Here is an 18,012-nt window from a genome sequence, read left to right as displayed (position 1 = left end):
GTTCGTTAATTTGAAGGTGTTATCCATCAAATCTGCGCTGAGTGTACGTCAGTTAAAAACTGCCCGCAAGGGGCTGTTTTTCAAAAACTTAAAATTATTTAGGGATAAACACAAATGTTTGCTCGCCTTGCATGACTAATTGCTGGTCTTGCATTTTAAGCTCTGCACCTTGCTTTAAGGCTTGTAATAACTGCTGCTCAAACTCATCAAGGTCTTCGCCGCACGACTTGCGCGTCATTCCTAATTTACTTACGGTAAGGTTACTTTCTTCAAGCGAGCCTTCACCAAAAAATTTGTTACAGCCAGCAAAACCGTTTACTTGCAGTGCTTCAATAAAGCTCATTGATGCATTAAACGAAGGTGGAATTGCTAAACCATCAACACGTGATAATTGCCATTGGGTGTATTTAAGCTGCTCACTGGTAACCGTCCCTGTTGATGCGCAACCAACACATAAACCGACTATAAGCATCGGTATTGCTGCTAATTTCATGCTACTACTAACTAATTGTCTAATTAATGTAATTGTAACAATATTTATGCCCTTTATCCGTTAAAAATGCATGTTTTAAATGTAAATTTTTGTTCTATGATAGTTCAAAAGTTATGCGATTAAGTACTAAGTTGTAGTTTTAAATACGTTATCTATTTGCTCAGGTAAAAACGGTCTACCTTTTTCATTAACAGACGTTCCTATAACCAGTGCATTGAGCATTACTTTTTCATCGCTTTTACGTATAACCGTTTGCTTAAACGCAAATTTTAAACGACTAATACGCTGCGGCTCCACAGCCACATAAAATTCATCACCTGGTAATAGTGAATGTTTATAGTCCATTTCGCTGCGCATCACGACTAGGTTAATTTTATCTTTCGCTAATTGAGCAAAATCAATACCGTGTGCGTACAAGAATTCATGGCGAGCATGCTCTAAATAATTAAAATAAACACTGTTATTTACGATACCTTGTAAGTCACATTCGTAATCACGTACTTTGAAGTCAACTTTAAAGGTCATATTAGTAATCCTGATTATTTAACGTATAATTGCCGCGTTTATAGCACATGTGTTTAAATAATTGCTACCATACGAGTCCCTAAAATGGAGTTAAGTAACCCAATGAACTTACGTTTGTCTTTAATTACTGCCGCACTTTTACCGCTGCTTGGTGCACCAATTGCAGCTAACGCTGATGATAGCGACCTAGAAAGAATTGTTGTAACCGGCGATTTTCAGCGCGAAAGCATTCAAACTTTAAGCGCGAGTGCGAGCTTATTCAGCGAAGATGAAATTAATCAACGTGGTGCAAGTTACTTAGACGAAATGTTAGGCAGTACCGCCAATGTAAATTTTGCATCTGGTGCGTCGCGCGGTCGTTATATTCAAATTCGTGGCGTGGGACTTCGTTCACAATTTGTAGATCCTATTAATCCATCTGTAGGCTTAGTAATTGATGGTATTAACTATTCTGGCCTTGGTGGCAGCTCATTATTATTTGATATAGACCAAGTAGAAATTTATCGTGGCCCACAAGGTACACGCTTTGGCGCAGACGGTATGGCTGGTATGATCCAAATGGGTTCAGCTAAAGCCACAAGCGATCCAAGCTTAAAATTACAAGTAGGTGCTGGCACATACAACACACGTGAAGCAGGTATTGCAGCAAGCACAGGCTTAACAGATGACACCAGCGCACGCGTTAGCTACTTTCGCAGAAAGTCAGACGGTTACGTAGATAACCTGTACTTAAATGACGAAACACAAAATCAAGACGAACAAGTAGCCCGCTTTAAATTAAACAGCCAGCTAACAGAGCATTTAAATACTGAGTTAAACCTTCACTATATTGACATAAACAACGGCTACGATGCGTTTACGCTTGATAACAGCCGCAATAGTGTAGCCGATGAACCAGGGAAAGATAATCAACAAAGCTACGCAATAGGTATTAATAATACTTACACGGGTTTTGATTTATTTGATGTAAACCTAAACCTATCGGCTATTGATTCCGAGTTGCTTTATAGCTTTGATGAAGACTGGGTATGTAACGATACAAGTGAGCCAAAGTTATGTGCTGCTGGCTTACATCCAGATGGATACAGCTCAACTGATTTATACAGCCGCGATCGCGATGACCAATCTGTAGATTTACAGTTTAATTCTAAAACGGGTAACTGGGTTGCGGGTATTTATTACCAAAACCGTAACGTTGATTTAGAACGCCAGTACACATGGTTAGCAAGCCCATTTTCTTCAACTTACGAAACGAGTAACGTTGCAGTATATGGTCAAGTAGCGACTCCAATTGGCCCTAAAACAACATTAATTACAGGTTTACGTGTAGAGCAATACCAAGGCGACTACACCGATAGCAATGGCTTTATACAAGATACTGACGATGTAATGGTTGGCGGTAAAATAGCACTTGAATATCAAGTAATTGATCGCACTATGATCTACACCAGCATCACCCGTGGCTACAAAGCTGGCGGTATTAACTCAGAAGCGCTTGCTAAAGCAAAAGATGAAGGCTTAAACCTAAGCGCTGATTTTTTCCAGCAACACACCAGTTTTGACCCTGAATATTTATGGAGCGGTGAATTTGGTGTTAAAGGTTCATCACTTGATGACAAATTTACACTTCGCTTAGCTGCATTTTACATGCACCGCGACGATATTCAGTTAAAAGCATGGCAAGTAGAAGGTCAGCAATTTACCGGTTATGTTGATAACGCAAGTTCTGGTAGCAACTACGGACTTGAAGTTGAAGGTAGTTACCAACTAACTGATAATCTATTTTTAACAGGTAGTGCTGGTTACTTAAACACTGAAATTGACGACTTTGTAACGCAGTCTGGTTTAAACCAAGACGGTCGTGAACAAGCACAGTCACCTAAATACCAGTATGCGTTTACTGCACGTTACAACTTTACTAACGCATTTTACGGCATGGTTGGTATTGAAGGTAAGGACGATTACTACTTCTCAGATAGTCACAATTCACAAGCACCAAGCAGCAACTTAGTTAATTTAAGCTTTGGCTACGAAGCTGACATGTGGGCAGTACGCGCATGGGCTCGTAATGTGTTTGACGAAACAGTCCCTACACGTGGTTTTGAATTTGGTAATGACCCACAAGATGGTTACGCAACGCATACCTATACACAATTAGGTGAGCCTCGTGTAGCAGGTGTTACCTTTACACTTAATCTGTAAAGCATAGCCGTTGGCTTTCAACTAAAAGCTATAGCAAGCAATAAAAAAACACCGCATTTAAATTAAACGCGGTGTTTTTATTTGTAGGGGAGGCTTTATACCTCGCTTATTTATAAATTTAATTTACATGAGCGCGAAATAAATTCGCACCTACAGGTTTGGCGTATGGGGTTGATGTTTATTGTAGGTGAGGTTTTATACCTCGCTTATTTATAAAGTTAAATTACACGAGCGCGAAATAAATTCGCACCTACAAATATTCCACCTACGCCTACAAGCTAAGCATTACGCTCTTGGCACATCAAACGCTATTACGTCTTTAATTTTCTCTTTATTTGTTGCGAGCATTACAAGCCTATCTATACCCAAAGCCACCCCTGCGCACTGAGGTAATCCATGCTCCAGCGCTTTAATTAAACGCGTATCCATTGGTACTTGCTTTAAACCGTTGTTAGCGCGGTATGTGTTATCTTCATTAAAACGTTTAGCTTGCTCACTGGCATTTGTTAATTCGTTAAAGCCATTCGCCAATTCCATATTTTTATAATAAAGCTCAAAGCGCCCTGCTACACGTGTATCGTGTTCACAAATTTGTGCAAGTGCAGCTTGAGAAGCTGGAAAGTGATACACAAAACATGGCTTATCTTGTCCTATTGTGGGCTCTACTTTCATACAAAATAATAATTGCAGTAAGGTATCTTTATGCGTTTCATTTTGGGCTATATCAGCAAATCCATGCTCACACGCTAGTTGCTTTAATTGCTCTATGTTCGCTGTTAACGGATCGAGGCCGAGTGCTTTTTCAAACGCTTGCTGATAGGTAAGTCTAGTTGCAGGCGCGACACCTAAAACAAGCTGCATTAGCTCATCCATTTCATCCATAAGTGCAAATTCATCAAAGCCTGGGCGATACCATTCAAGCATTGTAAATTCAGGATTATGATGACTACCTGCTTCTTCATTTCTAAATGCTTTACAAAGCTGAAAAATAGCGCCTGAGCCTGCTGCTAACAAGCGTTTCATAGCAAACTCTGGAGAAGTTTGTAAAAAAAGAGGGAGCCCACCAGCATGCCCTGGACCTACAAATGTGGTGTTAAAACTGGCCAAATGCACATCGGTTACACTGGCACTGCTTAAGCTCGGCGTTTCTACTTCCATTACATCACGTGCATAAAAAAACTCACGAATGCTACGTAATATCGCTGCACGTTGTTTTAGTGTTTCAATGCTTGCGCTTGGGGCCCAAAGATCTGCTGACATATTTTCTCCAAAAAAAATCCCAGCTTAAGCTGGGATTTTATAAACAATGTTAAAGCTTACTTAACACGGCTTACGTATTCACCGTTACGAGTGTCTACTTTAATTACTTCGCCAATTTGTACAAATAATGGAACTCGTACTACAGCGCCTGTGCTAAGCGTTGCTGGTTTACCACCAGTACCCGCTGTATCACCCTTAAGGCCAGGATCTGTTTCAGTGATCTCAAGCTCAACAAAGTTAGGTGGTGTAACAGCAATAGGGCTGCCGTTCCATAATGTAATTGTACATAAATCATTTTCAACTAACCATTTAACTGCATCGCCTAGTGCTTTTTCGTCAGCAGCAATTTGCTCAAATGTTTCGTTGTTCATGAAATGCCAAAATTCGCCGTCTGTGTATAGATACGCTAAATCGGTATCCATTACATCAGCACCTTCAACTGATTCACCCGATTTAAAGGTTTTTTCAAGCACCTTACCAGAGATAAGTTTACGGATACGAACACGGTTGAACGCCTGGCCTTTACCAGGTTTTACCATTTCATTTTCTAAGATACTGCAAGGCTCGCCGTCCATCATAATTTTTAGGCCGCCCTTGAACTCGTTGGTGCTATAATTCGCCATCGTTTCCTCTATTTATATTTTTTCGAGTAATCTACATGCCAATGATACAAAGAAATGAAGCAAATTTGCATAAAAACTGGCAAAAAGAATTAGCAAATGTAGTTACCTGCCCAAAAACCTTGCTTGAAATGGTCGGTTTATCGAGCCAAGTCCATGAAAACGACCTAAAAGCCCGTAGTTTATTTCCGGTACGCGTGCCTATCCCTTTTATAAAAAAAATACGCAAAGGCGATCCAAACGATCCTCTTTTATTGCAAGTCATGCCACGCCATCAAGAATTTTTGACTAAATCGGGTTTTAATAAAGATCCCCTACTTGAGCAAGATAACGAACAACCCGGCCTTTTACATAAGTATAAATCGCGTGTTTTAGTAATGTTTAAAACCGGCTGTGCAGTCAATTGTCGTTACTGCTTTAGAAGGCATTTTCCGTATCAAGAAAACCAACTTAATAAAAAAAGCCTGCTTGAAACACTAAGCTACATAAAATCTGATGCCAATATAAACGAAGTGATTTTAAGTGGTGGCGATCCGCTGATGGCCAAAGACGATGCAATAAGTTGGTTTTTAGATGAGCTTGAGCAATTACCACAAATTAAACGAATGCGAATTCATAGTCGTTTACCAGTAGTTATACCCACGCGGGTTACCGATGAGTTATGTGAGCGATTAGCAAAATCGCCATTAAAAATTATTTTTATTAATCACATAAACCACGCCAACGAAATAGACGCTGACTTTAAAGCTGCTATGCAAAAGCTTAAACAAGCAAACGTAACGCTTTTAAATCAAGCTGTAATTTTAAAAGATGTGAACGATACGCTCGATGCGCAAATAAATTTAAGCGAAGCGTTATTTGACGCAGACGTATTGCCGTATTATTTGTATTTGCTCGATAAAGTTGAAGGGGCCAGCCACTTTGATATTAACGAAGAAGACGCGATAAAAATAATGGCAGAGCTATTAAAAGCCCTGCCTGGATTTTTAGTGCCTAAGTTAGTTAGAGAAATAGGTGGTCAAAAAAGCAAAACACCTATCGATCTTAAGCTAATTTAAACGTATATATTTACGTTGTTACCCAATGATGCAGTTACCGACTTAGCCGGTGTTTGTGCACTTGACGATTGTGCAGCACCTTCAATAAGTGCAAGTGCTGCTGCGCCATCTGCTAGTTGCTGCTTTTTAGATAAAGCAGCGCTATAAAGCTCACTGCCTTGGCCTGAGCCAGAAACAGCGGGTAAACTTGTGCCTGATATATTCATATAACAAACCTGACTTTTAAATGTAATCCAAGTATTATGTCGGCCATGCAGTACAAAGCTTTAGGAAAACCATGGATTCAATTATTGAACAACTCAATACTAATTTAAAAATTGTTTATCGTCAGGCGCTTGATGCCGACAAAAAACTCGATGAACTACAACAGCAAGGCCATGGCAAATTTAAAGCCTTATTTGCACAAGATGCTGGTTTTAGCTTTGAAGCTAAACGCTTTAAGCCGTATGTTCTTGACGTAGCCGCTGACGTTGAAAGCTTATCTAACGATGGTTTTGATGAAGAAAAACTTAAAACAACCGTTATTAAGTTACAACAAATACTCACGCTGTTAGCTACTTTTAAGTAAAGCTTAAAAATAAAAATGCCGCTATTTAGCGGCATTTTTATTTTAAGTTAATCTAAACTTGGTAATATTTGCTCACCAAACCATTCTGTTAATAAGCGTTTTTCGTAATATAGTGATTCTTCGCGGCCCATTTTAATTTTATCCATAAAGCCCATATCTTTGAGCTCCACATCAGTATCTTTACTAAGCACTGTACCGTCGTTATCGGTTAACGAATAATTAAGCTTAATTCGTGGAAAGTATATTGGTTTTACTACACGAATTTCCTCCATACCACCATAACGCACATCTCCCGCTAAATCTAAATCAGTAAACTCTACGTTTAACTTATAATCTTTTGGTAGTTGCTCAGCTAATTTAGACATATGTTTTTCAAAACTTGCCGCAATACTTTTGTGATACGAGCCCTTAGCTTGGTTAGACGCTCGCACATCACGATAATCATTAAAGTCATTCCATTTAACAACAGACTCACCAGCATGGGCAAGCGCAGGTAATGCGATACACATTGTTGTTGCTATTTTTTTAACTAAATTCATATCTTTCTCCAAAGAGGTAACCAATCACAAAAGTGTGGATTGGAGTAAACCTAGCATTAGCTATTACTAAAGCTATTTTAGCAATTGTTTATTAACTATAACTTAATCTTACGAATCAAGTGTTACTTGTTTTGCACAAAATGTAATCAAAAGTATTTAATGTGCTGATATCAAAAAAATACGATTAAAATCATATAAATTACAGATAAAACATGTAAATCACCTCTATTTATGGTGAAATTAACTTAATTGATAAAAGGTACCCACGGAGCTTTCATGACTATTTTAGTAACCGGTGGCGCAGGCTATATTGGCTCGCACACTGTTTTAGAACTTTTACAGCAAGGTAACGATGTTGTTGTTATTGATAATTTAAGTAACTCATCACAAGAATCACTTGCGCGCGTAAAAAATATAACAGGTAAAGAAGCCACTTTTTACCAAGGCGATATTCTCGATAAACCCTTTTTAGATTCTGTATTTGCAAAACATACGGTTGATAGTGTTATACATTTTGCGGGTTTAAAATCAGTAGGCGAGTCGGTTGCAAAGCCAGTTGAGTACTATCAAAACAACGTTCAAGGTACGCTTACGCTTGTTGATGCGATGCGCGATGCGGGTGTATTTAAATTGGTATTTAGCTCGTCAGCCACGGTTTACGGCGACCCAGCAAGCTTACCAATCAAAGAAGATTTCCCTGTAGGCGGTACTACCAACCCTTACGGCACATCTAAGTTAATGGTTGAAATGATGCTACAAGATATCGCTAAATCAGATGAGCGCTTTGCGTTTGCTATTTTGCGTTACTTTAACCCAGTGGGTGCACATGAGTCGGGCTTAATTGGTGAAGATCCTAATGGTATTCCAAACAATCTTTTACCGTTTATCGCACAAGTAGCGGTAGGTAAATTAAAGCAACTCGCTGTATTTGGTGATGACTACGACACAGTTGATGGCACTGGTGTGCGCGACTATATACATGTTGTAGATTTAGCGATTGGCCACTTAAAAGCGCTTGATAAAATTGCCAGCAGTACGGGTGCATTAGTTTATAACCTAGGTACTGGTAATGGTTACTCTGTACTACAAATGGTTAATGCATTTATTAAAGCTAGCGATCAGGCTGTACCCTATCAGGTTTCACCTCGCCGCCCTGGTGATATTGCAGCGTGTTATGCAGCGCCAGAAAAAGCACTTAATGAACTTGGCTGGGAAGCAGTGCGCGGTATTGATGAAATGATGCAAGATACCTGGCGCTGGCAGTCAAATAACCCTAACGGTTATAAAGGTTAAGCAAAAACGGCAAGTGAGCAAATATAGAAATTACGAGCTTCGCGCGTCACGCCAGCAAGCTGCGCGTCTACAGGTAATTTAACCACAGCGTTAAGTTTTAATTGTAGGCTTAGCGCTTGCTCACGCGAAAAGCGCAGCTTTTAAAATTGATTGTTACTTACTTTTTACTTCTCTAAAGCGCAGCGCCCTCTTAGCCTCTTTGTGAATAAATCACTTAAAACCTTATTGCACAAAGAGAAGTAAAAGAGGAATAAATGAGAAGAAACCAAAACCTAGAAATTACGAGCTTCGCTCGTTACGCCAGCAAGCTGCGCGTCTACAGGTAATTTAACCACAGCGTTAAGTTTTGGCTGTAAGCGTAGCGCTTGCCACGCGAAAAGCGCAACTTTTAACATTTAAAACTGCTTGTTACCTACTTCTGGCTTCTCTAAAGCGCAGCGCCCTCTTAACCTCTTTGTGAATAAATCACTTAAAACCTTATTGCACAAAGAGAAGTAAAAGAGGAATAAATGAGAAGAAACCAAAACCTAGAAATTACGAGCTTCGCGCGTCACGCCAGCAAGCTGCGCGTCTACAGGTAATTTAACCACAGCGTTAAGTTTTGGTTGTAAGCGTAGCGCTTGCCACGCGAAAAGCGCAACTTTTAACATTTAAAACTGCTTGTTACCTACTTCTGGCTTCTCTAAAGCGCAGCGCCCTCTTAACCTCTTTGTGAATAAATCACTTAAAATCTTATTGCACAAAGAGAAGTAAAAGAGGAATAAATGAGAAGAAACCAAAACCTAGAAATTACGAGCTTCGCGCGTCACGCCAGCAAGCTGCGCATCTACAGGTAATTAAACCATAGCGTTAAGTTTTGGCTGTAGGCGTAGCGCTTTCTCTCGCGAAAAGCGCAGCTTTTAATTACTTATATTTAAATACTTATATCCAGTATTTAATAACGAGTATATTCGTTATGTCTGTGCCCACTGTCTTAGTAAGTTATGGTACACACCTGTTAATTGAATAATCTCTGGGCTATCTTCTACTTTGCTGCGCAAACTTTGAATCGACATATCTAAATCAAATAACAAACCACGTTTTTCGTCGCTGTTTACCATGCTTTGCAGCCAAAAAAATGAGGCTAATCTGCGCCCACTCGTTACTGGCATTACACGATGTAAACTCGTTGAAGGGTATAACACCATACTGCCTGCGGGCAGCTTTACACTGTGTGAGCCATAAGTGTCTTCAATAACAAGTTCACCGCCCTCATAGTCTTCGGGGTCGTTAATAAATAACGTCATTGATACATCTGTACGAATTTTTACTGGCGTACCCGGCACTTGTCTAATTGCATTATCTACATGTACACCAAACGATTGCCCGCCTTGATAGCAATTAAATAACGGAGGAAAAATTTTTGCAGGAAGTGCTGCCGACATAAACAAATTACTACGCGCAAGTGCTGCCATAATAATATCGCCAAGCTCTTGGCATTCAGGACTATTTTCAGGTAGCTGTAAGTTATTTTTTGCTTTGGTTGATTGATGACCTGCGGTAATACTGCCATCGGCCCACTGCGCTTTAAGCAAAACCTCATGGCAATACGCCACTTCTTCTTTCGTTAATAGCTCTGGAATTTTAACTATCATGTGCGCCCTCTCACATTTTCATCAAATAATTAAGGGCAGGTAATAGGCCTGCCCTTATGCTTACTTTTATTTTTTAATTTTTTTTAAATTAAAAAGAGTAGCTCGCTGTTAAACTAAACTTACGACCATCACCTGGTACAAAGTGTCCACCACCTAACTGATCAACGTAATCTTTATCACCTAGGTTTTCACCATTAAGCTGCAGGCTCAAATCTTTTGATATTTCATACGCAACCATCAGGTCAAAAATAGTATAACCTGGCGCACGAGAGCGTGTTGACGTAGTGCCGTTGTAACGCTCACCTACATACTGCGCACCTAAACCAAACGATAACTTATCCGACATATCGTACGTAGTCCAAACACTCGCGCTATTTTTAGGCGTACGTGCAAGCTCGTTACCAATTTGTGTTGCGTCGTCGCCTAATGCTTTAGTTACTTCGCTATCTTGGTAAGTGTATGAAGCAATTACAGTCCACTCTTTAGTAATTAGGCCCGTTGCTGAAAGCTCTAAACCTTGTACACGCTGTTCACCACCGAGTATTTCGTCACTTGAGCTATCTGCAAATGGGTCATCAGTACGGGCATTGGTTTTTTCAGTACGGAAAAGTGCAGCATTAGTTTGCAGGCGACCATCCATTAGGCTCCATTTAGTTCCTAATTCATAACTGCGGCTTTCTTCTGCGTCTAAATCAGCTGCATTTGAACGCGTAGATACCGTTAGGCTTTCCGCCGATGGGTTAAATGAATTACCTGCGCCTAAATATACACTGCCGTTTTCTGTAGGTTTATAAACTACTGCAGCATTCCAGCTAAATAAGTCGTCACTTGTAGAAATTAAAGCGCTTGGATCATTGTAATCGTTGTGATAATCCGTAGTGAAGCTATCAAAGCGAATTCCACCTGTAACTTCCCATTGCTTGTTAAGCGTCACTGTATCAAATGCATAAATAGCTTGGTTTTTAGCTTTAGCTTCAATGCTTGTACCGTCACGGCCGTACACACCCGTAAATGCAATTGTTGCATCAGGGTTGTATAAGTCGTTACGTATTCCATCTTCAATTAGGTTATCAGGCGTAGTTGCAACAAAGTTATGGCGTGTAAACGTTTCATTTGCAAGTTCAACACCCACTACTACGTCGTGAGTAAAGCCAGCAAATTCATAGTTACCAATTAAATCAACTTGAAGTGCAGCAAGTGAATTTTCAGTATCACGTGTTTTTTCATCTGCAAAGGTAATATCAGTGTCTGTTGTAACCGAGAAATAACGCGGTGCAGTTGTTACTGACTCACGCTTAACTTTACCTAAACGACCTTGCACACGTAACGTAGTATTTTGAGAAAAATCATACTCATAACGAGCTGTTGTTGAGTAAGCTTCAATATCTTCGTAATCACGGTAAATATTACCGTAAAAGTTATCAAAGTCGACAGGAGAAGGTGAGCGTGCACTATCTGCAAGTTCAGCTACTGGCGTATCACTGTAAACCCAAGGAATACCATAATCTGGTAAATTGTCTTGGCGTTGATACTCTAGGTTTAAATCAAAACGGCTGTTTGTACCAAGCCCTGTTGCAAATGCAAACGCAACAGCATTTGTTTCATTTTCAACATGGTCACGACCTGCAACATCACCTTTATCAGTAAGAAGATTGATACGTAGTGCGCTTGTATCGTTTACTTGAATGTTAGTATCAAAACGACCACGGTAATCGTTTTCTGTACCTAAACGTAGAGAAACGTCGTTAAAGTTGTCTAACTTCGCCTTTTTACTTTCTAAATTAACACTACCACCTGTTGCGCCACGACCTGAAACTGCAGAGCCTGGGCCTTTTGCAACTTCAACGGCTTCAATGTTGTAAATATCACGTGTGTAACCTGCAACATCACGAATACCATCAACAAAAATATCATTTGTTGCACTAAAACCACGAATCGACATGCTATCGCCAGTAGGTGAGCCACCCTCACCTGCTGCTAAAGAAATACCTGAAACATTACGCAAAGCATCACGTAGGCTATCTACGTTTCTGTCTTTCATTACCGCTTGGTTGATTACTGTTACCGTTTTAGCTGTATCGAGTAGCGGTTGAGTGTATTTATGCGACGTTGATTTTTCTACAACATAACTAGACTCAGTTTTAGTTTCTGCTTTGGTTACCGATAGTTCTTGAACATCCTGTGCACTTGCCCAAGTTGAAAGCGTAGCTGTAACAACCGCTGCAATTGGCTTCACGTACGCATTTCCTTTATTCGATGGCTTACTCATGGTTACTCCGTAGTTTTTATTAAGCACTTAACTATTGTTAATTTAAGGTACATATTTAATTTCGGCGAAATCCTACCACTCAAACAACGCAATGTAAACGATAACTGTTATCAATTGCATTGTTATGTGAATTCCTATATTGTATACACACTCAAAAATTAACAGTAATTACGTCCTTGTAATTGCTTGTCGTAACTTTCAGGATTGTTGTTAAGTAATGCGAAGCTTAATTAAACCAATTAGCGTAGTTATCGCGCTTTGTAGCACTATGGCAGTAAAAGCCGACACTGTTAGTGAGCTAGAACAACTCGTTAATAAATGGCTACAAATAGAAAATCAAAACACAGAATTAAATACTCATTGGCTTGAACAAAAAAGCAGTATGGAGCAAACCTTAACGCTTCTTAATGCCGAGCAGCAGCAACTTAGCGAGCTTAATCAGCGTAGAAAAAAAAGCACCAGTGAGCTTGCCCAAAAACGCGAACAGCTTGTAACTCAGCAATCAGAACTTGAAAATGATCAACAGCAATTAAATGATCAACTAGCACATATTTCTGGGCAATTACTTTCATTACAAGTGCAACTCCCCCCGCCACTTTTAAGTAGTTGGAAAAACGCCGGTGATTTAAGTGACTCACAACTCAGTACAACTGACAAATTACAAACAGCACTAAAAATGCTGACTCTACTTAATGATTTTCAACAACGTATTTCTATTCACGAAATGGCTATTAAGCATCCTGACGGGCAAGAAGTATGGGTTAAGCAGCTTTATTTAGGTGCAGCTCAAGCATGGTTTGTAAGCGAAGACTTAAGTTACGTAGGTATTGGTTTTCCAAGTGACTTAGGTTGGCAGTGGGAGTTTGATTCAAGCATTAATGCAGAACAAGTTGCACTGGGTATTGCTGTACAGCAAAAAAAGCGCGCTGCTGATTGGGTAACACTCCCAATATTAAGTTATGTAAATAAAAACCAGCAAGGGGCTAAATAATGGCTACTAACAGCATAATTAAAGTATTTAGCGCCACAGTTTTACTTTTTAGTGCAAACATATCTTTTGCAGCTAGCAGTGATGATGCTAAGCAAAGTATTTTAAGTGATATTAAAACAGCGCAGCGTACTCTAAGTAAAACTCAAAATAGCATTTCAAAAGAGCAAGCAATCCTTGCAAAGCAAATTTTTACCAAGCAGCAATCGCTCAGTAAATTACGCGAACAAGCAGCCGTTAATCGCCGCCTAGCTGACGAAAACACATTAAGCCTCGATCAGTTACAAACCCGACTAGACACTTGGCAACAGCAGCAGCAATACCAATTAAACTTACTTAGCCGTTTTGTACGCCAAAATACCAGCAATAGTGCGAGCAGTAACGAGTCGGCTAATAGCCAAAACGAGTTATTAAACCGTGTTGTATCGCAAATTAATAATCAAGAACAGGCACTTTATCCACAGTTTAAAAAGCAATCGGTTGTGCTAAGTAATGGCGAATTAAGCCAAGCTAATACCCTTCAAGTCGGGCCTGTTGCATGGTTTAGTACGCAAACACCTAAACTTATGGGTTTATTAAATTTGGATGATGAATCTAATGCATTAAAAGTAGCGTTAGTACAATCAACAAGTGACGATAACCCACTCGATAATACTTTAAAGCAAAACGGTGTAGGCTCAACATTACTTACTTTTGATCCTAGTTTAACGCACTTAGTGACTAGCCAAGCCCAACAAGAAAGTCCGCTTGAACACCTAGAGAAAGGCGGTTTATGGGCTATCCCTATTATTTTATTTGCCTGCTTTGCACTAACCATTGCGCTATTAAAAGCCGCGCAACTACTGCGTTTAAGTAAAATTAAAATGCACTCTCAAATGCAATTACAGCAATTTTTTAAAGCTGAAAATAGCAGTGAATTTGCAGGCATGCAGCAGCAGTTATTTAACTTAACGCTGCAAAGCGAAAAAGGCCAAGTACGAGACGATCAATTATTTAATCAGTTAATTCATGATAAGCATAAACTCGATAACTTTATTGGCGCTATTGCCGTTACGGCTGCAGTAGCCCCACTACTTGGGTTATTAGGCACTGTTAGCGGCATGATCGAAACATTTAAAATGATGACTTTGTTTGGCTCAGGTGACCCAGAAGTTGTATCGGGCGGTATCGCACAAGCACTTATAACAACCGAACTGGGTTTAGTCGTTGCTATACCAGCACTCGTTTTAAATGCACTGTTATCGCGTAAAGCAAAAGCGTATTACAGCCAACTAGAAGGCTTTGCATTACAGCTAAGCCAACTAGAAAAAGGAGACAACAATGTTTGAAAAAATAGTTAGTAACCCTATTTGCTGGTGTATTCTTTTACTCGCTTTATTTGTATACCAGCTGATTTTTCATGACTTACTGCACCTTAAACAATACCAAGCGCAGCGCAAAGGTTATTGGCAAGAAGTTAGCTCTATTTTAACTGCAGCGCTTCCGTTACTTGGTTTATTAGGCACCATTGTTGGTTTGCTTGATACATTTAAAGTAATGGCGCTGGGCCATAACGAGTTAATGAGTGACGCCATTGGTGATGCATTGCTAACAACTCAATTGGGCCTTGTGTGCGCTATTCCCGCGTGGTTAATGCAAGCTTACTTAGCATATTCACAGCGTAATCCTAAATTACATACGTTAAGTAAGCAGTTAGGGTAACACTATGCAATCACGATTAAAGCACAAGCTAGAGCAAGAAGCGGGGCAACATATTGATATGTCGCCGCTACTTGATGTGGTATTTATATTGCTAATATTTTTTATTGTTACAACCGTATTTGTGCGCGAAAGCGGCGTTGAGGTTGATAAACCACAAGCCGTATCGGCCAGTCGTCTTGAGCAGCAAGTTATATTTTTAGCAATAACCGACAACCAACAAGTATTTTTTGATGGCGGCCAAATTGGTGTGGCTGGTGTACGTAGTAGTGTCGAGCAAATGTTAAAACAGCAACAACGCCCTGTAGTTATTCAAGCTGATAAAACAGTACCTACTGAATTACTTGTTCAAGTAATTGACGAAGCAAAGCTGGCAGGCGCAGCGCAAGTTAACTTAGCTACGAAACAATAATATGCACACGATTAACCCGCTTCAAAAAACAAAAAACAATCGCCATCCGCTGTTTGCATTTGGCCTTAGCCTCATTGTGCTTAGTGCTGCATTACTGCTTTTATGGCTTGGGCAACTTGCTGAACACCATATACAAGACAAAGTGGTTGTACGTGAGATTGCCATGGTGGCACTGCCACCTCCCCCTCCTCCATCTATATCGCAACAGCAAACAAATGAGCCAATGCAAAGCTTAGCGGTAGAAGGTGCAGGCGCGTCAATTCAAGCCGTAAAAATTAAGATAAAGAGTGATTTAAGTATTGTAAAACCCGATACACCCAACGTAAAAGTAAGCGCGCCACAATGGCAATCAATGAGTATAAATTGGGATGCATTTAGCTTAAATCAACTCGATGGTCTCCCCACTTTACTTACTCCCGTCAAGGCCGTTTTACCAAAAAGCTTAACCCGCCGAGGTGTTGATGTATTTACTGTAAAACTCGATGTATTTATTGATGAAAGTGGCAAGTTAAGTTTAATTGAGGTAGTACAAAACCCATACCCTGAACTTAAACCAGCTATCGACAAAATTATTAAACAAAGCCGCTTTAGTGCACCTAAAAAAGAAGGTGAAACCGTACGCGCTCGCTTTATTTGGCCAATCGAATTTAAACCTTAAGCCTATTAAAATGAAAAATATGAATATATTTAAAACGCTAAAACCATTAACTCGCGCAGTTATCACTACTTTAATGTGCTCACTCCCTTTATTAGGTGTAAGTAGCGTGCATGCAAGCGCTGCTAGTACGCCATTGAAAAGTGCGCCACTAAAAGTAACTCTATCGCCTAGCGATCCAACATGGCAGTTGGCTATAAATAACAAATTACTAGGCCCTACAGAGGTTCTTATTGAGCCGACCGAGCGCGGTTTTGCTCGCCAAGTACAACCACTATTACAAGCCGGTAATTACAGTGAAGTTGCGGCGCTATTTAAAGGCCGAGATATAAGCCAAGATAGCACTGCTTTAAACTTATTACGTGCACAAGTACTGCTTTCAACAAAAGACTTTAATAACGCTGAACTAGCTTACCTAGCGTGTTTAAAAGCTTCACCTGATTTAGTAAAAGCACACCAAGGTTTAAGCCTTTTATACATGCAACAAGCAAAGTATGACAAAGCACAAACACACCTAGTTCACAGTATTGAACTTGGCCAAGCTGATGCACAAAGTTATGCGCAACTTGCTTATATACACGTGCAGCATAGCCAACCTTGGAGCGCAGTAGCGGCGTACCGCCAGGCGCTAATGCTAGAGCCAGAAACAAGCCAATATCAACAAGGTCTATTGTTTGCGTTAATTGAATCGGGTGATTTTAGTCAGGCAAGTGCATTACTAAAAGAATTACTTAATAAAAGCCCTGATAAAGCTGAACTTTGGCTGCAACGTGCGCAAATAGCGTTACAACTTGATCAAAAAAAGCAAGCGCTTGCTGCTATTGAAGTGGCCTTAAAACTCAACCCTAAAGATACCAGTAACCAGCTTTTAGCAGCCCAGCTGCATTTAACTGAAGGCAGCACTGAACGCGCAGTGAGTTTATTAAAGCAAGGTTTAAAACACGCCACTAAACAGCAGCAAGTTGAGGTTATTAATACCACGATGCAAACTTTAGGCTGGCTTGTATCTCAACAAAAATGGGGGTTAGCTAAAGAGCTAATAGGCAGCGCAAAAAGATTAACTAAGCAGCTACCCCGTGATGAACAAGCGCAGTTTTCTGTATACAGCGCACAAATTGCTATGCAACAGGGTAATACTAAACGTGCTCTTAAAAGCTTAAATAACGCACTTAAAATAAACCCGAATTTAGGTGATGCCCTACTTAGTTTAGCAAGTATATATCGTAGTAAAGGTCAACTTACCCAAGCTAAACTTATGTATGTTCGTGCACAAGCTCTGCCTGATTACCAACTATCGGCGTGGCTTGGATTATCGCAAATAGCAATTGATTCTAAAGACTACCCGAGCGCGCTAAAGCATCTTAGAAAAGCATTACAAGCCAATCCACAACGCCAGGACTTAATTACTAATATTCGCGCCCTTGAGAATATAGTGCGCCAAGAAGGGTAAGTTTAACACCGTGGTTAAATTTACTTGTATAAGCACAGCTTGCTGGCATGACGAGCAAAGCTCGTAATTTCTATGCTTTGATGTTTTCTCATTTACTCCTCTTTGTGCGATAAGATCTTAAGTGATTTATTCACAAAGAGGTTTAGAGGGCACTGCGCTTTAGAGAAGTAAAAATATATAATTACTATTGTTTTATGTCTTCTCATTTACTCCTCTTTTACTTCTCTTTGTGCAATAAGATCTTAAAGGATTTATTCACAAAGAGGTTTAGAGGGCGCTGCGCTTTAGAGAAGTAAAAATATATAATTACTATTGTTTTATGTTTTCTCATTTACTCCTCTTTTACTT

Annotated in this window: 20 protein-coding genes; 10 read left to right on the top strand and 10 right to left on the bottom strand. The window is 39.9% G+C overall.

The window, feature by feature from the left end:
• Positions 1–94: 94 nt before the first annotated feature.
• Both AC5NT5_RS02625 and AC5NT5_RS02620 read right to left on the bottom strand, forming a co-directional pair.
• The gene (locus AC5NT5_RS02625; protein ID WP_010555269.1) at positions 95–493 is read right to left on the bottom strand and encodes an META domain-containing protein; all 399 of its coding nucleotides are present in this window, start codon (positions 491–493) and stop codon (positions 95–97) included.
• 126 nt (positions 494–619) lie between these two features.
• Positions 620–1,018, bottom strand: a complete 399-nt coding sequence (locus tag AC5NT5_RS02620; protein ID WP_010555268.1) for an acyl-CoA thioesterase — start codon at positions 1,016–1,018, stop codon at positions 620–622.
• Between the two features lie 84 nt (positions 1,019–1,102).
• Between AC5NT5_RS02620 and AC5NT5_RS02615 the strand changes: the two genes are divergently transcribed.
• Positions 1,103–3,220 carry a TonB-dependent receptor gene (locus tag AC5NT5_RS02615; RefSeq protein WP_494513327.1) on the top strand — a complete coding sequence of 706 codons (2,118 nt, stop codon included), beginning with the start codon at positions 1,103–1,105 and terminating at the stop codon, positions 3,218–3,220.
• Positions 3,221–3,505: 285 nt separating this feature from the next.
• Here the strand turns inward: AC5NT5_RS02615 and epmA are convergent, their stop codons facing one another.
• Both epmA and efp read right to left on the bottom strand, forming a co-directional pair.
• Entirely contained in the window at positions 3,506–4,480 is a 975-nt protein-coding gene (gene epmA, locus AC5NT5_RS02610; RefSeq protein ID WP_494513326.1) for an elongation factor P--(R)-beta-lysine ligase, read from the bottom strand.
• Between the two features lie 56 nt (positions 4,481–4,536).
• Positions 4,537–5,103, bottom strand: a complete 567-nt coding sequence (gene efp, locus AC5NT5_RS02605) for an elongation factor P (protein ID WP_024596699.1) — start codon at positions 5,101–5,103, stop codon at positions 4,537–4,539.
• 41 nt (positions 5,104–5,144) lie between these two features.
• On the opposite strand from efp, the gene epmB reads away from it, so the two are divergent.
• A complete protein-coding gene (epmB, locus tag AC5NT5_RS02600) occupies positions 5,145–6,158 on the top strand; it encodes an EF-P beta-lysylation protein EpmB (protein WP_033031971.1) in 1,014 nt (337 codons plus the stop codon).
• Here the strand turns inward: epmB and AC5NT5_RS02595 are convergent.
• Entirely contained in the window at positions 6,155–6,364 is a 210-nt protein-coding gene (locus tag AC5NT5_RS02595; protein WP_002960797.1) for a hypothetical protein, read from the bottom strand. The two genes, epmB and AC5NT5_RS02595, sit on opposite strands and share 4 nt — an antisense overlap.
• A 71-nt stretch (positions 6,365–6,435) precedes the next feature.
• Between AC5NT5_RS02595 and AC5NT5_RS02590 the strand changes: the two genes are divergently transcribed.
• Positions 6,436–6,726, top strand: a complete 291-nt coding sequence (locus tag AC5NT5_RS02590; protein ID WP_002960798.1) for a hypothetical protein — start codon at positions 6,436–6,438, stop codon at positions 6,724–6,726.
• A 47-nt stretch (positions 6,727–6,773) separates the two neighbouring features.
• Here AC5NT5_RS02590 and AC5NT5_RS02585 read toward each other — a convergent pair whose 3' ends face one another.
• Positions 6,774–7,265: a DUF3016 domain-containing protein gene (locus AC5NT5_RS02585; RefSeq protein ID WP_138488524.1), complete on the bottom strand. Its 492-nt coding sequence runs from the start codon at positions 7,263–7,265 to the stop codon at positions 6,774–6,776.
• 276 nt (positions 7,266–7,541) lie between these two features.
• Between AC5NT5_RS02585 and galE the strand changes: the two genes are divergently transcribed.
• Positions 7,542–8,558, top strand: coding sequence for a UDP-glucose 4-epimerase GalE (gene galE / locus AC5NT5_RS02580; protein WP_002960801.1), 1,017 nt, complete (start codon positions 7,542–7,544; stop codon positions 8,556–8,558).
• 272 nt (positions 8,559–8,830) lie between these two features.
• Here galE and AC5NT5_RS02575 read toward each other — a convergent pair whose 3' ends face one another.
• From AC5NT5_RS02575 to AC5NT5_RS02560, 4 genes are all read right to left on the bottom strand, one after another.
• Positions 8,831–8,953: a hypothetical protein gene (locus tag AC5NT5_RS02575; RefSeq protein ID WP_494513325.1), complete on the bottom strand. Its 123-nt coding sequence runs from the start codon at positions 8,951–8,953 to the stop codon at positions 8,831–8,833.
• A 132-nt stretch (positions 8,954–9,085) separates the two neighbouring features.
• The gene (locus AC5NT5_RS02570; RefSeq protein WP_494513324.1) at positions 9,086–9,208 is read right to left on the bottom strand and encodes a hypothetical protein; all 123 of its coding nucleotides are present in this window, start codon (positions 9,206–9,208) and stop codon (positions 9,086–9,088) included.
• 303 nt (positions 9,209–9,511) lie between these two features.
• Entirely contained in the window at positions 9,512–10,192 is a 681-nt protein-coding gene (locus AC5NT5_RS02565) for a Fe2+-dependent dioxygenase (protein WP_002960803.1), read from the bottom strand.
• A gap of 88 nt (positions 10,193–10,280) precedes the next feature.
• Positions 10,281–12,461, bottom strand: a complete 2,181-nt coding sequence (locus AC5NT5_RS02560) for a TonB-dependent receptor (RefSeq protein ID WP_494513323.1) — start codon at positions 12,459–12,461, stop codon at positions 10,281–10,283.
• Positions 12,462–12,678: 217 nt separating this feature from the next.
• Between AC5NT5_RS02560 and AC5NT5_RS02555 the strand changes: the two genes are divergently transcribed.
• From AC5NT5_RS02555 to AC5NT5_RS02530, 6 genes are read left to right on the top strand one after another with little or no spacing between them, the layout of a single operon-like run.
• Complete coding sequence (locus tag AC5NT5_RS02555) at positions 12,679–13,452, top strand: DUF3450 family protein (protein ID WP_494513322.1); 774 nt, start codon at positions 12,679–12,681, stop codon at positions 13,450–13,452.
• Positions 13,452–14,777, top strand: coding sequence for a MotA/TolQ/ExbB proton channel family protein (locus AC5NT5_RS02550; protein ID WP_494513321.1), 1,326 nt, complete (start codon positions 13,452–13,454; stop codon positions 14,775–14,777). The genes AC5NT5_RS02555 and AC5NT5_RS02550 overlap by 1 nt, the downstream gene beginning before the upstream one ends.
• Positions 14,770–15,150 carry a MotA/TolQ/ExbB proton channel family protein gene (locus tag AC5NT5_RS02545; protein ID WP_002960812.1) on the top strand — a complete coding sequence of 127 codons (381 nt, stop codon included), beginning with the start codon at positions 14,770–14,772 and terminating at the stop codon, positions 15,148–15,150. Before AC5NT5_RS02550 ends, AC5NT5_RS02545 begins: the two co-directional genes overlap by 8 nt.
• Before the next feature lie 4 nt (positions 15,151–15,154).
• A complete protein-coding gene (locus AC5NT5_RS02540; RefSeq protein WP_002960813.1) occupies positions 15,155–15,559 on the top strand; it encodes an ExbD/TolR family protein in 405 nt (134 codons plus the stop codon).
• A 1-nt stretch (position 15,560) separates the two neighbouring features.
• Positions 15,561–16,217 (top strand): energy transducer TonB, encoded by a 657-nt coding sequence (locus AC5NT5_RS02535; protein ID WP_188162397.1) that lies wholly within the window; start codon positions 15,561–15,563, stop codon positions 16,215–16,217.
• Positions 16,218–16,236: 19 nt separating this feature from the next.
• Positions 16,237–17,664: a tetratricopeptide repeat protein gene (locus AC5NT5_RS02530; protein WP_494513320.1), complete on the top strand. Its 1,428-nt coding sequence runs from the start codon at positions 16,237–16,239 to the stop codon at positions 17,662–17,664.
• Positions 17,665–18,012 lie beyond the last annotated feature (348 nt).

This window comes from Pseudoalteromonas sp. J2K-J599 (assembly GCF_059295115.2).
This window is presented reverse-complemented; position numbering and strand designations above follow the sequence as displayed.